Here is a 17,669-nt window from a genome sequence, read left to right on the forward strand (position 1 = left end):
GCTGACCCGGCCAGGCGGGTCAACGTTGGTCACGCGGGATTGCGAGTCGCACCATTTATTTCACGCATCCGTCACGATCCGCGTCTTTTCACCAAAAGCCGCGCCCAGATGGCTCAAGCGGTTTTTAACGTTGGAGCCAAGGGCGAAGGAGGCCATCCTGTCAAGCTGCAGAACGATCTCGCCACCCCCTCTTGTAATGCGCGCGCCTTTGAGAAGGCTCTCTGTGCCGCCGCAAATCGTATAAGCGAGGCGGAGCGCCTTGCCCAGCCGCGTCGCGCGCTCAAACGCTTCATTTGAGAGGATCTCGCGCGCGGCGTATAGCAGCCTTCCTTCCACATCCGCCTCGTAACGGATTGCCAGCGCTGAAGCGATAAAGGCGCGGGCCTGATGGTCAAACCCGCCTCCATTCACGTGTATGATACGCAGATAAGTCTGTCCCGCCCGATATTCAGGATGATCGTAAGCGCCGATATCGGACAGGCGACAGGTCATTTTGCGCAAATTTTTCTCGTATGGATCATCTTTCTCAAAAAGAGGCTGCGTCCAGTCAATCAGTGCGTCCGGCAACTGGCAACCACGCCCCAGACGGGAGGCAAGCGCCGTCACCATGGCGTCGCATGGGTCAATATCCGCCACGTCCGCCCCGACGCGCGCCATGTACCAGCCCTCTCGCAACCCATCGACCGAGAAAACAATTTTACGCGGGTCCAACCGCTTCATCAGAGTTAAGAGGACAATGGCGGCATATGGCACATCGTCGAAGCGTTTTTTTGAGAGATTGGGCGTTTTCTCCAACGCTTTTTTGGGCGTCGACAATATCCAGTCACAAAGCGCCTCCGCCTCGGAAGGGCGGAGCGTATAGAGATGGACCATATTGAGCGGATATTGCGTGCGCGCGATCTGAAGGCGCGCCAGGGCGCGGAAGGCCCCGCCGACGAGATAAAGCGTCTTACCGCGATGGGACTTCAGCCAGGATTGCGCCCCGATATCCTTTGCGGCAAGCTCAAAGGCTTTTTTGCGCTCCCCCTCCGCCCTGTCTGACAGACGGATCACGCCGAGCGGCATCGTGCTCGCTTTTTTCATTTTCCGCTGTGCGACGTGAATCAATTCCAGAGAGCCCCCGCCAATATCCGCCACGATGCCATCCGCATCAGGCTGGCCGCAAAGCACGCCTGTGGCGGAATAACGGGCCTCTTCCTCACCCGAAAGAATGCGGATCGCCACATTCGGCATGTGCTTTTTGAGGATCTCGATAAATTCCGCCCCGTTTTCAGCATCCCGTACGGCGGCTGTCGCGAGGATCTCAAAAGGCGCCGCTTTCATTGACCGGGCAATAACGTTGAACCGCTTCAGGACGGTATGTGCGCGCTTTAAACCCTCCTCATTGAGGCGTCCCGTTTCATGCAGGCCACGCCCGAGTTTCAGCGTCGCTTTCTCATTGAAAATCGCGATGGGGTTACGAGTTACTCCCTCAAAAATAACGAGACGCACGGAATTTGACCCCAGGTCAATCACGGCGGCGCGACTTTGCTGAGGGGACGCGCTGGTCTTCGCCGCTTCCTGCGCGACCCGGGGTTTTTTCATGAAGGGGCGCCCGGCTTTTTGCGCCGACGCGGCGCTTCCTTCTCCGTCCCCTCATGCCGCATGGAACCACGACCCGAGAGAGAGGGATTATGCATAAAATAATGATGCGCGGAGAACGGCTTTTTCCCCGGCGGAACGCGGCGCCAACTGCCGCCTGGCTGCAATGTCCAGCTCTGCAAAGAGTCTTTCAACCCCAAAGCGGCGACCTGTCCTAAAACCTGCGCATGAACAGTCGGGTCATAGATCGGCACCATCGCCTCCACCCGGCGGTCCATATTGCGCGGCATCCAATCAGCGGAGGAAATATAGACCTTGTTTTTAAGGCACGGCATACGGTGTCCGTTTCCGAAAGCGAAAATGCGGGAATGTTCAAGAAAGCGCCCGACCATGGAGCGGATCTCGATATGATCGGACAAACCGGGCACACCGGGCCGAAGGCAGCACATGCCCCTGATCACCCCGATGATTTTCACCCCCGCATGTGAGGCCGCGTAGAGCGCGTCAATCAGTTCCGGGTCAACGAGGCTGTTCATTTTAAGCCAGATGCGCGCGGAGCGCCCAGCTTTCGCGTGATCGATCTCATCTGCGATCAGCTTCAGCAGCGTCTTGCGCAATGTCAGCGGTGCGAAAGCAATATCATGCACATCTTTTGGCTTGGCATAACCGGTCATAAAATTGAAGAGCTGCGCCGCATCACCCGCAAGACGCGGGTCACAGGTAAAAAATGAGAGATCAGTGTAAATACGTGCCGTGATGGGATGGTAATTTCCGGTTCCGAAATGCGCGTAAGAGCGCATCTGATTGCCCTCCCAGCGCACAACGAGGCTCATTTTGGCGTGCGTCTTCAGGTTCGAGAACCCGAACACGACTTGCACACCCGCCGCTTCCAGCTCTCTTGAGAGGCGGATATTCGCCTCTTCATCAAAGCGCGCCCGCAACTCCACCATGGCCGTGACGGATTTACCCGATTCGGCGGCGGCGATCAGCGCCCGGACAATGGGGCTGTCGCGTGAGGTGCGATAGAGCGTCTGCTTGATCGCCACAACATTCGGGTCCGCAGCCGCCTGATTGAGAAACTGCACGACGACGTCGAAGCTCTCAAAAGGATGGTGCACAACGATATCTTTGCCGAGGATCGCGGCAAAGCAATCCCCGTCATAATCCTGTATGCGCTGCGGGAAGCGCGGCTTGAAAGCCGGAAATTGGAGTTCGGGCCGATCACTGACGATCATCTGTTTGACATCGACAACCCCGATCATCGCCTGCTCCACAAGCACCTCATCGGGTGAGGAGCCAAGCTTTTCAGCAAATTCCTCACGTAGATAGGAAGGGAGGGAGGCATCGAAAGCCAGATGCACCCCCACCCCGCGGCGGCGCTGCTTCAGGGCTGTCTCATAAGACAGGACGAGATCCTCGGCCTCATCCTCAAATTCCACATCCGAATCCCGGATGACGCGGAGCACCCCGCTCGCGAGGACACGCATCCCGGGGAAGAGGCGGTCAATATGGGTGCGGATGACGTCCTCCAGCAGCACAAACCGGATGTCCGGCGTGCATGTGGCTTTGCGCGTGGCATCCTCCGGGAGGCGCATGAAGCGGTTGACTTGCTGGGGCAGCAGGATCAACGCATCCATCGGCTCATCCGGGCGCGCCTCATCCTTCAGACGCAGCACAAGCGCCATGCCGAGATTGGGTATAAAGGGCATCGGGTGGGAAGGGTCCACCGCCAGCGGCGTCAGGATCGGGAAGATCTCTTTTTCAAAAATCGCATCGAGATGGGCGATTTCAGCCTCGGTCAGCGATTCAGGTCGGCACAGATAAATGCCGCTCTGTGAAAGCTCATGCCTTAACTTGCGCCACACATCCTGCTGGGTCTCAAAAAGTCGGGAGGATTTGCGGCGTACCTCCGCAAGTTGTTGCGCGGGGGTTTGTCCGTCAACGGAAGGCGTCGTCAGCCCCTCCCGCACCTGCCCGACCAGCCCGGCAACGCGGACGGAGAAGAATTCGTCCAGATTACTGGCGCTGATGGACAGAAAGCGCAGACGTTCCAGAAGCGGATGACGGCGATTCTCCGCCTCCTCGATCACGCGCTGGTTGAAATCGAGCCATGACATTTCACGATTAATGAAGCGGGACGGGTGTTTCGACATTTCATGTTGCCCATTGGAAGAACCCGACATACACCGCCCGATAAAATCAGACGCGCAGGCCGCGTCATCCGGCTTTGCGCGTGGCAACGTCGTGACATGTTCTTCCTCGATTTTCGGCGCTCCCACTGGTTTGGCTCCTTTACTCAGCGTCACTGTGCATGTGTGACCCTGCATGACGCCCTTTGAGTCTGACATGTTACACGACCCAAAGTTGCGATAGAAGCCCATCATCCTGTTTTAAAATGCGTGAGACGCCCTTCCCCAGTAGTGATCAAACATCACGAAACAGGGAGTTCCTCACCATCGACCTGAGAGAGTTCGGGCAGTATTTCAGTGATAAAAGCCCGCGTCAGAGCGCGCTTACTCTCCAGACTGGCCGTGTCCAGCCGCGCGACGGTCGCCATCAGGGCCGCATTCGTCCGCGGCAGGCGATGCACAAGCCACGTAGCGACATCCTGCGCGATGCAGATCTGACGCATGGCAAGCCATTGGATCACCAATTTGACGCGCAGATCATCCTCAGCAGGCCGCACCTCTATCGCGGTCATCGCCCTGAGGCGACTGCTCAGATCAGGAAGACTGGTGGGTAAGGTGGAGGGCGGGACACGGGAAGCAAAAAGGATGATGCGCCCCCCTTCCCGCGCGGCATTGATAAAGTGCAGCAGGGCGACAGGGTCAAAACCCTGTTCAAGCTGGTCGATCGCCCAGAGTTGGGAGTTGTCAATCCGTGCCGGATCGATCATGCTTGCGGTGATGATTTTGCCATGACGCCGCCGCGCCCAGTCATGCAGCAAATGGGTTTTGCCGGTCGCTTCCGGGCCCCAAAGCAGGAGGCGACGCTCCGGCCAGCCCGTCTGGGCGAGCCATTTACGCGCAGCGGCGTTGGACGGCGCATTGATGAAGTCCGGCCACCGCGTGCCGCGATGCGCCTCCCACGAGAATGCCATCTGAGCCGCCGGGTCAGCAGGGCGCTGACGAATTTTTTTAGCGTTTTCCATGCAATTTCAAGTCCAACGCTTCCCGAGCCGCGACGGCTTCGTTAAAAGGACGGGTTATATCCGACTTTCCGCGGCATATCGAGTGAGCCTGAACACATGACCACCCCCCCGAAACCCGACAAACATGCCCCCGCCCCGCATGATGATGCCGCCGCCATAAAAGGCGGGATCAGCTATGATGCTGCCGGTGTCAGCATAGAGGCGGGTGATGCCCTTGTCGATGCCATCAAGCCCGCCGCCGGGCAGACTCATCGCGCCGGGGTGCTGGGGGGACTAGGTGGGTTCGGCGCGTTGTTCGACCTGAAAGCTGCAGGATATCGTGATCCGGTGCTTGTGAGCTGCACGGATGGCGTCGGCACGAAACTCATGCTGGCCATCGAGACGGGACAGCACGATACGATTGGCATTGACCTCGTGGCCATGTGCGTCAATGACCTTATCGTGCAGGGGGCGCAACCTTTATTCTTCCTCGATTATTTCGCGACCGGCAAGCTCGATGTGGCTGATGCGGCGCGCGTCGTGAAAGGTATCGCTGAGGCCTGCCGCCAGTCCGGATGTGCCCTCGTCGGGGGGGAAACGGCGGAAATGCCTGGCATGTATGCGGCCGGGCATTACGACCTTGCCGGGTTCAGTGTCGGCGCGGCGGAACGCGATACGTTGTTACCGCGTGACATTCATGCGGGCGACACACTCATCGCGCTGCCCTCAAGCGGTGTGCATTCCAACGGTTTTTCCCTCGTGCGGCAGGTTGTCACGCGGTCAGGGCTGGGCTGGCATGATCCTGCCCCCTTCGCACCGTCGCTGAGCCTTGCCGAGGCGCTTCTGACACCGACATCGCTTTATGTGCGTGACGTGATGGCATTGCATGCGAAAGGCCTGCTCAATGCTTGCGCCCACATTACGGGTGGCGGCCTGCCCGGCAATCTGCCGCGGGTTCTGCTGAAGGGCTTGACCGCGGAAGTCACTGCCGGGCGCTGGCCTGTTCCGCCCGTTTTCAACTGGTTGGCTAAAGCCGGACCTGTCGCGCCGGAGGAAATGCTGAAGGTCTTTAATTGCGGGATCGGCATGGTATTGGTGACATCCCGCCCGGACGATGTGCTCAGCGCTCTGCAGGAAACCGGGACAGAAGCCTATGAGATCGGCCGGATCATTGAGGGACAGGCGGGCTTCAGCCTCAAAGGAGAGCTGGTTTTCGGATGACGACCAAACTTCCGATCGCCATTCTGATCAGCGGGCGCGGCAGCAATATGGAGGCGTTGCTGAATGCGTGTGACGCCCCCGATTACCCGGCCAAAGTCGTCACCGTGCTCAGCAACAACCCGGATGCGGCAGGACTCGATATCGCGCGGGCCAGGAACATCCCCGCTCATGCCATTGATCACCGCCCTTTCGGCCGGGATCGTGAGAGCCATGAGCGCGCCATGGATAAGGCGCTGCGCCATTCCGGGGCCCGGATTATCTGCCTCGCAGGCTATATGCGGGTGCTGACGCCGTTTTTCGTTAAGGCATGGTCCGGGCGGATGCTCAACATCCATCCCAGCCTGCTGCCGAAATATCCGGGGCTGCACACCCACCAACGTGCCCTGGATGCCGGAGATAAGATGCACGGCGCGACCGTCCACCTCGTCACTTCCGGCGTCGATGAAGGGCCTGTCATTGCGCAGACCCGCATCGATATCCGCCCTGAAGACACGGCCGAGACGTTGTCAAAGCGCCTCCTGACGAAGGAGCACGCTTTATATCAGGACGCGCTGCGCCAGTTCATTACAGATCAGGCATCAGCATCTTAAACGCGCCTGACATGGAACCGTCATGCCGACAGGGTCAATCGGCATGACAGATCATATTTCAGGGGAGGATTTCAGTTTCAGCGAAGAAGAAAGCGATTTCCTTCGCGGCATTCTCGACACTGTCGGAACCATGGACGGAGTTCGCCTCAATGCTTTCCGCATAAAGTTTCCGCACCGTGCCTTCCGCAGCCTGCTCCGGATTGGTAGCGCCCATGACATCACGATGATGCGCGACCGCGTCATCCCCCTCAAGCACCTGCACGATAACCGGGGCCTGAAGCATGGAATCGACTAGGCTGCCAAAGAAAGGCCGCGCCGCATGGACGGCATAGAAGGCCTGAGCCTGGGCCTGCGTCAGCTGGATACGCTTCTGCGCCACGATGCGCAGACCGGCTGCCTCGAAGACAGCATTGATTTTGCCGGTCAGGTTGCGGCGCGTGGCATCCGGCTTGATGATGGACAATGTCCGCTGTTTGGCCATGAAAATCTCCAAATCAATTGTTAAAGGCAAAGAATGCTTTCCCCCTAGACCAATTCCGGCCAGACCGATAGCCTGTGCGCCCCGAAAATATCTCCGTCCCTGAAGTGAAGCCCCTTGAGTATCCTTTCCATCAACCAACTCACATTGCGTATTGCTGGCCGAACGCTTCTGGATCACGCCAGTCTTCAGCTGGATCCCGGGCGGAAAATCGGGCTGATCGGCCGGAATGGCGCGGGCAAATCCACCCTCCTGGCGGCGATTGCCGGCGATATCAGCCCTGACGGCGGGGACATCACCCAGGCGGCACGCACCCGGCTCGGGCGCGTTCGACAGCATCTGCCGGAGGGGAAAGGCGCGCTGATCGACATTGTCCTCGCATCGGATACGGAGCGGGAGACATTGATGGCGCAGGTGGCGGTGGAGGATGACCCGATCCGACTGGCCGATGCGCATGAGCGTCTCCTCGCCATACAGGCCCATGCAGCGCCCGCCCGCGCCGCGACGATCCTGGCCGGTCTGGGCTTCGATGCGGCGGCTCAGCAACGTACGATCGACGCTTTTTCCGGCGGGTGGCAGATGCGTGTGGCGCTGGCCTGCGCCCTCTTCCTGGACCCGGATCTGCTTCTTCTGGATGAGCCCAGCAACCATCTGGATATCGAGGCCACAATGTGGCTGGAGGGCTGGCTTAAATCCTTCCGGGGCGCGGCGATCATCGTCAGTCATGATCGGGAGTTGCTGGATCACGTCGTGGACGGGATCGCGCATCTGGAACATGGTAAACTCACGCTCACACCGGGTGGTTACGCGCAATTTGTCCGCATCCGGATGGAGCAGACCCTCCAGCATAATCGTGAGGTGGCGCGGGTGGAGGCGCAGAAGGCCCAGATGCAGGCTTTCGTTGACCGCTTCCGCGCCAAGGCGACCAAGGCGCGCCAGGCGCAATCGCGTCTCAAAGCGCTGGAGCGCCTTCCCGCCATGGAAGCCATTATCGAGCCCGGCGCGACTTCCTTCACCTTCCCTGATCCGGGCGTTCTCCCGCCGCCACTTCTGACCATGACAGGGGCCAGCACCGGTTATGAGGCGCGCACCGTTTTGCGTGACCTCTCCTTCCGGCTGGATGCAACTGATCGCATCGCGCTTCTGGGGCAGAATGGCCAGGGCAAATCCACGTTCATCAAGCTGATTGCGGGCGTTCTGGCCCCGTTTGACGGCGCGTTTTTCCGCGCGCCCAAATTGCGGGTCGGTTATTACGCGCAACATCAAAGCGATGAGCTTGTCGCTGAAGAAACCGCCGTGCAGCACCTGCTGCGCACCGCGCCGAAATTGACGCAGGAGCAGGCACGCGCCCAACTGGCCCGTTTCGGGCTGGACGCCCATCGCGCGGAGACCGAAGTGCGGAATTTGTCCGGTGGTGAGCGGGCGCGGCTTCTCCTCTCCCTCACCACGCATGACGCCCCGCATGTCCTCCTGCTGGATGAGCCGACAAACCATCTGGATATTGATGCGCGTGAGGCGCTTGTGCGCGCGCTGAATGGTTTTGAGGGCGCTGTTATCCTGATTTCCCACGATACATGGCTGGTAGAGGCGGTGACGGATCATTACTGGCTGGTTGAATCGGGGCATGTCACTCATTTCGATGGGACGCTGGATGATTACCGCGCCCGCCGCCAGACTGCATCCGGAACAGGACAGGCAGGCAGCGCCGCGCAAATCTCCGGCCATCAGGACCGGAAAGAAAGCCGCAAAGACCGGGCCGCAACACGTCAGCAGCAGGCCCCTCTCCGGAAACGCCTGCAGGAAGTCGAAAAAACCCTCTCTCAATGTAGCAAAAAGGCGGAGGCCTATCGCCGGACAATGTCCGACCCGGCTTTTTATGAAAAAGGCACGTCGGAGGAGATCACGCGCGTGAATAAATCCGCGGCGGAAAATGACGCTGCGATTGCAAAACTTGAGGAGGAGTGGCTTTCCCTCAGCGAAAAAATCGAGCAGAACATTCTTTAGGAAGATGAGTCTAAGGGGCATTTCACGGTGAAGGCGCCCGAATGGGAGCGGATTTTGCATCCCGTAAAAGATCACCGCCACATCATATGCGGAACCTTCCCGGCGGGAAGTGCATTGGATTAACGACTTACGTTAAGATTGGACCTTCGCCCACCATGTCCCAACTCAATGCTCCGGATTCCTCGACTGAGCTTTCCTTTATTTTCAGGCTTCTGCGCATCTCGCTGATCCTCACGATTTCCATCGTCATGATCTGGCTTCTGGGCGATGTCCTCGTCGTCATATTTGCCGCGACTTTGATGGCTGTTATTCTGCACGGCCTCGCAGCCTACCTTAAAAGGCGGATTGGTCTTCCCTACAAGTTGGCGGTCGCCCTCGTGGCCGTGCTGATCATCGCGGCCATCGCCTTCCTGTTTTATTCCAGCGGGCCGCAGATCAGTGATCAATTCGTCAAGCTGAAGCAGGCGCTGATCACGCAATATGGGGCGTTTCGCGGTCAGGTCAAATCATCAAGCTGGGGCCAGTTCGCGCTCGCACATCTCCCGCAAAGTCTTGGCGGGAGTGAAGCGGGGGGTGGCCCTTCCTTCGGCGCGGGACTGGCGAATTCCGTCACGGGTATTTTGACCAGCGCATTCGGCGTGCTGGGCACGATGGCGGTCATTCTGATCTCGGGACTTTATTTCGCCCTGACGCCGCATGTCTATGTGGACGGCCTGTTACGCCTCGTGCCACCGGCGCAACGCCCCGCCATCAGGGGTTTGATGGTCACAGCCGGGCACACACTCTGGTCATGGACGATCGGGCAGGCGCTGGACATGCTGGTGGTGGGGATTGCCTCCGGCGTGGGGCTTTACCTACTCGGCATACCGCTGGCCACGGCGCTTGGTGTGGTGGCGGGACTGTGTAATTTCATTCCCTATATCGGGGCTATTCTTGGTGCGGTCCCCGCTGTGCTGATCGCGCTTTCCGTCGGCACGCAATCCGGGCTTGAGGTGGTTGGGCTTTACTGCGTCATTCAGTTTCTTGAAGGCAATGTGCTGGCACCGTTGATTCAGCGCCATGCCGTGCATATGCCGCCTGCCATCGCGATATTGTCGCAGACTGTATTCGGCTCCATCCTCGGCGTGCCGGGACTGATTCTCGCCTCACCGGCAACCGCGGCGCTTCTCGCTGTGGGTGACCGGGCCACCGCCCCCCTGCCTGATGACATGCGCATGAAGCCAGGCAGCGAAAAGCCACCCATCGCTCAAGCCGATGCCGGTAAAGTCTCGACAAGAAAATCGCGCCATCGACGCGGGCGCTGACAGACGCTCACCAACGCGGAATCCGGCGGGCATGCCGCTTTTCAGCCGATGCGCAACATGCGTAAACGTCCTGACATTGGGTGTGATTGGCAGCTTCAGAGAAGCGTGACGGCTTATGGGCCGCGTTTCAGATCAATGCGTGTTCGTCTGGCGATTATCAAACCGCGCGAGGACTTCACGCAATGACGTCCATTGTTGATCGTCACAATAGCGAACGCGGAAAGATACTTTTGTCGAGAGTCGCACCGCGATCGTCCGCGCCCATTCAGACCCGGCATTTTCACCCCAGACCTTGATCAGGAAAGGCTCGCCTCTGACCGGCACCGCCTGCATGACGAGGTCACTGGCTGAAGGTGGCGGGCTGGTCATTGGCACCCAACCCCGACGGTTCTGCCTCAGCCAGTTATTGAGGCCGGTAATCTGATCCTGCGTCAAGTCCTGCTGCTTCTGATCCGGCCCCTCCTCAATCATCGCCGTCGCGATGATCGGGATATGAACGGGTTTGAGAACCGGGACGGCAAATGACCAGATAATTGCCGTCGTCGTCAGGACAAGCGCGAGGAAACAAATGACAAGTATCGTTTCCTTACGCATCAAGTCTTCCTCTCTTTTGACCACTCCAATGTCGTGTCGATGATATAGCGCACTTCATCATCGGTTAGTTCAGGATGGAGAGGCAAAGAGAGGATGATTTCGCCCAACTTCTCGGATACGGGCAGGGGGATTTCGTTATTATGGTAGCTTGCATAGGCAGGTTGCCGATGAAGCGGTTTGGGGTAGTAAACGACACTCGGGATGCCGTGCGCTTTCAGCCAGCTCTGGAGGGAATCCCGCAATGCCATGGTTGGCAGAAGGATGCTGTAAATCGCCCACGCGCTCTGCGCACCGGCAACGCGTTGCGGTGTCTGGATGATTTCGGGCAGACCCGCATCATAAGCCCGTGCAATCGCCTCGCGCCGCGCCAGCTCCGCATCGAAAGCATCGAGCTTGGCGAGCAGAACAGCCGCCTGAAGCGTGTCCAGCCGGGCATTGAGGCCGATACGCTGGACGTCATAACGATTCTGCCCCTCACCATGGGAGCGCAGAGAGCGATATAACGACGCCAACCCTTCATCATCCGTCAGGATCGCGCCGCCATCCCCATAACCACCTAACGGCTTTGACGGGAAAAATGAAAGCGTTGTGGCGCGCGCTTCACGCCCGAGTTTCCGCCCCTTATAGCTTCCGCCGAAAGCCTGCGCGCAATCATCGACAAGTGTCAGTTTATGTCGATCGGCGATGATTTTCAGTTCATCCCACGGGGCAGGCTGGCCGAATAAATCAACGCCGATAATGGCCCGGGGCCGCCATTGCCCGTCCCGCAAAGTGGCGGCGATGCGCGCTTCAAGATGTGCTGGGTCAATCTGGAATGTCCGCGCATCAACATCCACAAAAACGGGCACAGCGCCGAGGAGAAGAACAATTTCCGCCGTTGCGGTGTAAGTAAAAGCCGGAAGGAAGACGGCATCACCCGGCCCGATGCCCTCACCCATCAGCACAGCGAGAAGCGCATCTGTCCCGGAGGAAACACCTATGGCATGGCGGGCACCGGCATAAGCGGCGAGGCGTTCTTCCAGCTCTGTCACCTCAGGGCCGAGGACAAATTTGCAGTGCGCCATCACCGCGTCAACGCGTCGCGTCAGTGCCTCACCAAGTCGCGCTCTTTGACGGGGAAGGTCAAGGAAAGCAATCTCTCTGCGTTGTGTCATTGGTCAGGTCCTTGTGGGAGGGGTGTCGCAATGATGATGCTGATATCATCTTGCGACCCAGGCGTCTCCACTCGGATTATGCACAAATTCCGGAACAAGCTTCTGTAGAAATGTCAGCGCCTCTTTATGCGCATTGTCGTGACAGAGCTGTTCCAGCCTGTCGAGAACAGCGCAGACATCCGCCAGGTCAGCAACACGCGGCGTCGCGATCAGCAATCCCGGCATATCCGTGATGTGCGATGTTTCACCAATATGGAATAATTCTTCGTAAAGTTTTTCCCCCGGGCGTAACCCGGTATATTTGATGGCGATATCCCGATCCGGTTTCAAACCGGCCAGTTTGATCATCTGCCGCGCCAATTCCTGGATCTTTACGGGCTCACCCATATCGAGCACAAAAATCCCGCCTTTATCGAGACGGCGATCCGTCTCATCGCGCCGCTTCCGGGCCGTCGTCCCGCGCACACTGGCCTGCAATACGAGGGACACAGCCTCGGAGATCGTCATGAAGAAGCGCGTCACGTCAGGATGGGTGACGGTCAGCGGGCCGCCCTGACGTAATTGCCGCGTGAAAAGCGGCACGACGGAACCTGTCGAACCGAGCACATTCCCGAAACGAACCGTAACGCAGCGGAAGGTGCTGGATTCCGGCGCGGCGCGGCGTGCGAGGTCGATAGCCTGGCAATAAATCTCCGCGCAGCGTTTTGTGGCGCCCATGACGCCGGTCGGGTTCACCGCCTTGTCGCTTGAAATCAGCACGAGCGCCTGCGTGCCATGCGCCTGCGCGGCGTCGACGACAATGCGCGTGCCGATCACATTGGTGAGGATGCCTTCACACGGATTATCCTCGACGATCGGCACATGTTTCAATGCCGCCGCGTGAAACACGACATCCGGCTGATATTGCTGGAAAATCGCCGTCATACGATAACGATCCCGGATATCACCGACGAGGACGCGACACGGCACATCCGCGAAGTGATCGCTCAGCTCAAGATTAATGCGCCACAGGGCGAACTCGTTATTATCAACGAGCAGCAGGCAGGATGGCGCGAACCCGGCGACCTGCCGCACGAGTTCCCCCCCGATTGAGCCACCCGCCCCCGTCACCATCACGACGCGCCCCCGCATGAGGCGCTCCATGCCTTCAACATCAAGTGAGACGGGGGCGCGGTTGAGAAGGTCCTCAAGGGCGATGGGCCGAAGCTCAATCGTATCTGCCGGGGTTAGGCGCATCAGGGAAGGCGCGCGCTGAACCGGCACGCCATGCGCCTGCGCCGCGTCAAGCAGGTCGGAAACGAGGGCACCTCTCCAATCCGGGTCAGCGATAATAATATGCTCCGGCAGGCGGTCCTGGGCTGCAAGCCTGTCGAGCAAGGCGGGCACGTCATCCACGACACCAAGGATCGGCGTATCATGAAGGCGCCTGCCGATTTGATCCGCAGCGCGGGTAACAATGCCGATAATGTCATAACGCGCCGCCGGATGTCGGGAAACGGCACGGATAAAGAGGTCACAGCTTGTATCCGTCCCGATCAGGAGCGCGCGGGATGACGCGCCCCGCCCGCGCTGCCGGAACCCATGCACCGCCCGCGCCATCAGGCGCCCGCCACCTAGCCCGACGAGAAGGACAAGCGCATAGATAATCGGGAATGTCACGGAAGGGAGGCGGTAACCCAGCATGATGACAGCGATGGAAAACAAAGCGGCCCCGCCCAGCGAGGCAATCGCAATATTCCGAAGATCCGTTATGCCGGAAAAGCGCCAATATTGTTGCGGCACGCGCAATGGCAGCCCGCTGAGCAATAAGGCCACCGCCCCGCCTGCGACGGCCCATAAAGGATGCAGAATGCCCGTCCGAGGGGCGGCAAGGTAAACGGCAATCGGCGCGGCAAGCCCGGAGATGAGCGCATCCAGAAGGACATTGACGGCGATCCGCTGCGCTCGGAATCGACGCGCGTTCCCCTCAGAAACCGACCTTTTGGCTTGGTGATTTTGTTGCGCGTCTTCCACCCGGACTTTATAGCCTTACCTTTGACGTCGTTGCCTGACGCCTGTCATCGGGCGACGCTCGCCTCCCTCGCTGAAGAAACGGGCAAAGCGATGCACCCTTTTTTGATCCTGACCCTTCTTGGTGTTACCGTCTGCACGGTGGTGACGCAATACATGATTCGCGTCGGCATCATGGATGTCCCGGGTGACCGAAGCGCTCATATCAGGCCCGTTCCGAAGGGGGGCGGTGTCGCCATGATGATGAGCCTGCTGGCAGGTGCGGTTTACTTACTGGTTTTTCACCCCTTTCCGGCCATGGACTTCCTGAAAACAGGGATCGTGCTGCTTGCGGCGTTTGGCCTTGCCTGGTTCTCCTGGCGCGATGACGTGCATCAATATCCGGCCCGCACGAAGTTACACGCGCAGTTGATTGCAACCATTATCGTCACGATCTGCGCCCTGTGGGGACTTCCCTTGACGCTCCTGACGGGTCTGAAAATTATTTGCGGGGCGGGTTTCGTCATTTATGTGACAAATGCGCTGAATTTCATGGATGGGATCAATGGCCTCGCCGTGGGGACAATCGCCTGCTGCGGCCTGATTTTGACGCCTTTGCTGCTCGTTTCTGCGCAGAATGCTGAAAGTGCCCTTTTCTTCTCACTCGGTATCGCGGCGCTGACATTCTTATATTTCAATTATCCCAAAGCGCGGATTTTTATGAGTGACGTCGGCAGTCAGCCTTGTGGCCTTCTGCTGGGCTGGGGTGCGCTTTTATTCATGCGCAACGGGACATGGTCGCTTCTCGTGCCGCTCATGCTCATGGGGATCCTGTTTGATGTCGCCTTCACCCTCATCCGGCGGGCCCTACGAGGTGAAAATCTGATGCAGGCCCATTGCGGCCATCTTTACCAGATTGCCAGCCGTGCCGGGATGTCAAAGCCGCTAATCACCTTGCTGCACTGGGCCTTCATTTTCTGGGGCGGGTTTGTCGGGCTCACTTTCATCGGGTTCAAAGCCCAGCTCATCCTGACGCTGATCCCGCAATTCATCTGGGCGGGTTATGTGATTCGAAAAGCGCGAGAACAGCATTTAGCGTTGTGAGGCTGGCATCAGCTTTCCCCATAGCGAAGGGCCGGGGCGTGCGCACGCCCCGGCCCTTGCGCTTATCGAGAACACAAGGAACGCGTGTCAGCCTGTGGCGCGCTGTAGCGGAATAACGGACACACCATCCCGGGACCGCGTTTTTTTCCTACGTGCCTCGGGCTCGGAAACGTCATTCATGACAGCCCGCAATTCACGAAGATAGGCGGAACCTTTAAGAGTTCTCTGCACAAGGACGGAGCGCCGGTCGAGCGGGTCCACCTTGCGGCGCGCCAGGTCAAGCTCAGCCAGCCGGTCAAGCGCGCGCGTGATGGCCGGTTTGGAGACATTCAATTCATGCGCGAGACCCCGCACCGTGTGCCCCCCTTCCCTAAGATAGCAGATCAGAAACACGCTGAGCTGGCGTGCAGACAGATCTGGTCCATCCTTACGGACGAGCGTCACAAGCGTGTCCCTCAGGAGGTGCAGTTTATTGTCGTTAATCGGATGAGCCAAGTTCCACTCCCCTGCTCTCGGTTAAGGTGCGAAGCCCAGAACGGCCCACGCGCATCATGGAGACGCGGTGGCCATTAAAAGCATTTTCAGTAATGCCGCCCCTTTTCAGTCACGGCATCGTCAAGCGCTGGGGGAAGGCTTTCGAAGAGTCTATCCAAGCGCAACATCATAACTATATCGGAATGTTTCTGGCCCGAACAGGGTTGCGCGAGGCTGTCCGGCGCCTTCAGCCGCAGCAATGCCGCCGGATTGCATGATAAAGTGCGCGTAAACCACGTGTTTCTCCGCCCGCGGGATGGCCGGGACGGGCGCTGTCATTCCACGCATAACTATCAATATGCGCCCATTTTACGGGGGTTTTGACGAATTTCTCAAGGAAGAGCGCCGCCGTCACCGCACCAGCCATCGGGATGGAAGCCGCGTTGGAACAGTCGGCAATTTCCGATGACAGCCATGCATCATATTCATGCCAGAGCGGGAGGCGCCACATCGGATCCCCGTAATCACGTCCTGCTTCCAACAGCGCATCGCAGAAAGGATCGTCATTGCCGAATAAAGCGGGCAGGTCCGGCCCCAATGCCACGCGGGCGGCGCCGGTCAATGTCGCCGCGTCGATCAGGTAATCAGGCGATGACTCGCAAGCCTCCGTCAGCAGATCGCTCAAAACGAGTCGTCCCTCCGCGTCCGTGTTGTCGACTTCAACCAGCAAACCAGCGCGCGTCCTGAGGACATCACCGGGCCGCATGGCGGCACCGGACACGCTGTTCTCGACGCATCCCAGCCGTAGCTCAATACGCAAGGGCATTGCCTTTCGGATGAGCAATGTCGTCAGGGCCAGCATGAGGGCCGCGCCGCCCATATCTTTTTTCATGCGGCGCATCGCGCTTGACGGTTTGATATCCAACCCGCCCGAGTCAAAGCAAACGCCTTTTCCGACCAAGGAAAGTAGCGGCGTCTGTGCTGTGGCCGCCGGATGGGCCCACCGGGCAACCACCACTTTCGGCGCGCGGCAGGAGCCCGCACCGACGGCAGCCAGGCATGGGTAATTCTCCGTCAGATCATCACCATCCATAATGGTGACGTCGGCATTGAGAGGTTGCAGCACAGCATAAGCCGCCTCCGCAAGTTCCGCAGGGCCGAGGAGATTTGCAGGCGCATTGATGAGATCCCGCCCGAGCCAGATTGCTTCCGCAAGGGGAAGACAGGTTTCGAGGGCTTCATCCAGCACGATGCGCGGCGCGCGGGACGCGTCATGCGGGCGGAGGGAGGCTTTATATGCGCCCATGCAGAAGCCTAGAAATGCATCCTCCAGCGCGCTCTGCCGCGCCGCTTCAGGAAAGGCGCTGGCATCGAGACGCCATGCGCCAGGCGGCAGCCCGAGCGCGAGGGCCCCGAACATGCTGGGGCCGGAACCTATATTTGGCGGGCAGAGAAAAACGGCCCGCGCCACGCCGTCTTCGGCAGGAATCAAGAGTATATGGTCGTGGCGCTGCCCTTGGCGCTGCGCTTCCAGGTAAGGAAAATGACGTCCCACAATATCCGCCGGATCGCTCCCTGGCGGTATCAGCGAAACGATGTGCGCCGCTTCCTTCGGCGATGCGATGCAGAGACTGAGATCATGGCGCATTGATGTCGCCTTCCTTCCACCGTGTGAATTCGTATCCATGATGGTTGGGTGGCGGATCGCAGGGCGGGAATCAAGCAGAACTTCCATCTCAGCACCCAAATCTACCCGCTCATCAGGTCAACAAGGTCGCTTCTCAACGTTTTTGAGGGCTTGAAACTTGCGAGAGATGCTGATGGCCGTTAGATGACACTTCTTAAATATCGACTAATTCGTTTGCACGGGTCACCCCCATCGAAAAATTGACCGATCAAATCTCTCGCGAAATTCGATAGATGCGGGGAAAGTCAATTGTAAATTAATATATTAATATTATTTTTATATTTATGAACTGAATTTAATCTATATAATTCTATCGTTGGAAAAAATCCAACTACTTTGCAAATAATCTATAAATCGAA

14 protein-coding genes are annotated in these 17,669 nt (G+C 58.6%); 5 read left to right on the forward strand and 9 right to left on the reverse strand.

Going from position 1 to position 17,669, the window contains the following annotated elements:
- Positions 1-60 precede the first annotated feature (60 nt).
- The 3 genes from N5W20_RS04385 to N5W20_RS04395 all read right to left on the reverse strand — a co-directional run bounded on the left by N5W20_RS04385 (position 61) and on the right by N5W20_RS04395 (position 4,732).
- Positions 61-1,584 (reverse strand): Ppx/GppA family phosphatase, encoded by a 1,524-nt coding sequence (locus N5W20_RS04385; RefSeq protein WP_319807693.1) that lies wholly within the window; start codon positions 1,582-1,584, stop codon positions 61-63.
- Entirely contained in the window at positions 1,581-3,764 is a 2,184-nt protein-coding gene (locus N5W20_RS04390; RefSeq protein WP_319807832.1) for an RNA degradosome polyphosphate kinase, read from the reverse strand. The genes N5W20_RS04385 and N5W20_RS04390 overlap by 4 nt, the downstream gene beginning before the upstream one ends.
- A 248-nt stretch (positions 3,765-4,012) precedes the next feature.
- Positions 4,013-4,732: an HdaA/DnaA family protein gene (locus N5W20_RS04395; RefSeq protein ID WP_319807694.1), complete on the reverse strand. Its 720-nt coding sequence runs from the start codon at positions 4,730-4,732 to the stop codon at positions 4,013-4,015.
- Positions 4,733-4,828: 96 nt separating this feature from the next.
- Between N5W20_RS04395 and purM the strand changes: the two genes are divergently transcribed.
- Both purM and purN read left to right on the forward strand, forming a co-directional pair.
- Positions 4,829-5,932 carry a phosphoribosylformylglycinamidine cyclo-ligase gene (purM, locus tag N5W20_RS04400; RefSeq protein WP_319807695.1) on the forward strand — a complete coding sequence of 368 codons (1,104 nt, stop codon included), beginning with the start codon at positions 4,829-4,831 and terminating at the stop codon, positions 5,930-5,932.
- On the forward strand, positions 5,929-6,522 hold the full coding sequence (gene purN, locus N5W20_RS04405) for a phosphoribosylglycinamide formyltransferase (RefSeq protein ID WP_319807696.1): 594 nt from the start codon (positions 5,929-5,931) through the stop codon (positions 6,520-6,522). Before purM ends, purN begins: the two co-directional genes overlap by 4 nt.
- Before the next feature lie 58 nt (positions 6,523-6,580).
- Here purN and ndk read toward each other — a convergent pair whose 3' ends face one another.
- Positions 6,581-7,003 (reverse strand): nucleoside-diphosphate kinase, encoded by a 423-nt coding sequence (ndk, locus tag N5W20_RS04410; RefSeq protein WP_319807697.1) that lies wholly within the window; start codon positions 7,001-7,003, stop codon positions 6,581-6,583.
- A gap of 114 nt (positions 7,004-7,117) precedes the next feature.
- On the opposite strand from ndk, the gene N5W20_RS04415 reads away from it, so the two are divergent.
- A complete protein-coding gene (locus N5W20_RS04415; protein ID WP_319807698.1) occupies positions 7,118-9,004 on the forward strand; it encodes an ABC-F family ATP-binding cassette domain-containing protein in 1,887 nt (628 codons plus the stop codon).
- A gap of 155 nt (positions 9,005-9,159) precedes the next feature.
- Complete coding sequence (locus N5W20_RS04420) at positions 9,160-10,308, forward strand: AI-2E family transporter (protein ID WP_319807699.1); 1,149 nt, start codon at positions 9,160-9,162, stop codon at positions 10,306-10,308.
- A gap of 132 nt (positions 10,309-10,440) precedes the next feature.
- On the opposite strand, the gene N5W20_RS04425 is transcribed toward N5W20_RS04420, so the two are convergent.
- Genes N5W20_RS04425 through N5W20_RS04435 form a run of 3 tightly spaced genes read right to left on the reverse strand, consistent with a single transcriptional unit; the run spans position 10,441 to position 14,069 of the window.
- Positions 10,441-10,902 carry a hypothetical protein gene (locus N5W20_RS04425; RefSeq protein WP_319807700.1) on the reverse strand — a complete coding sequence of 154 codons (462 nt, stop codon included), beginning with the start codon at positions 10,900-10,902 and terminating at the stop codon, positions 10,441-10,443.
- Positions 10,902-12,056: a DegT/DnrJ/EryC1/StrS family aminotransferase gene (locus N5W20_RS04430; RefSeq protein WP_319807701.1), complete on the reverse strand. Its 1,155-nt coding sequence runs from the start codon at positions 12,054-12,056 to the stop codon at positions 10,902-10,904. Before N5W20_RS04430 ends, N5W20_RS04425 begins: the two co-directional genes overlap by 1 nt.
- Positions 12,057-12,101: 45 nt before the next feature.
- Positions 12,102-14,069 (reverse strand): polysaccharide biosynthesis protein, encoded by a 1,968-nt coding sequence (locus N5W20_RS04435; RefSeq protein ID WP_319807702.1) that lies wholly within the window; start codon positions 14,067-14,069, stop codon positions 12,102-12,104.
- Positions 14,070-14,159: 90 nt separating this feature from the next.
- On the opposite strand from N5W20_RS04435, the gene N5W20_RS04440 reads away from it, so the two are divergent.
- On the forward strand, positions 14,160-15,149 hold the full coding sequence (locus N5W20_RS04440) for an MraY family glycosyltransferase (protein ID WP_319807703.1): 990 nt from the start codon (positions 14,160-14,162) through the stop codon (positions 15,147-15,149).
- A gap of 87 nt (positions 15,150-15,236) precedes the next feature.
- On the opposite strand, the gene N5W20_RS04445 is transcribed toward N5W20_RS04440, so the two are convergent.
- On the reverse strand, positions 15,237-15,644 hold the full coding sequence (locus N5W20_RS04445) for a MarR family transcriptional regulator (protein WP_319807704.1): 408 nt from the start codon (positions 15,642-15,644) through the stop codon (positions 15,237-15,239).
- Between the two features lie 226 nt (positions 15,645-15,870).
- Positions 15,871-17,271, reverse strand: coding sequence for a leucyl aminopeptidase family protein (locus N5W20_RS04450; RefSeq protein ID WP_319807705.1), 1,401 nt, complete (start codon positions 17,269-17,271; stop codon positions 15,871-15,873).
- Positions 17,272-17,669 lie beyond the last annotated feature (398 nt).

It is taken from the genome of Candidatus Kirkpatrickella diaphorinae, from assembly GCF_025736875.1.
In the GTDB taxonomy this organism is placed as follows: Bacteria; Pseudomonadota; Alphaproteobacteria; order Acetobacterales; family Acetobacteraceae; genus Sorlinia; species Sorlinia diaphorinae.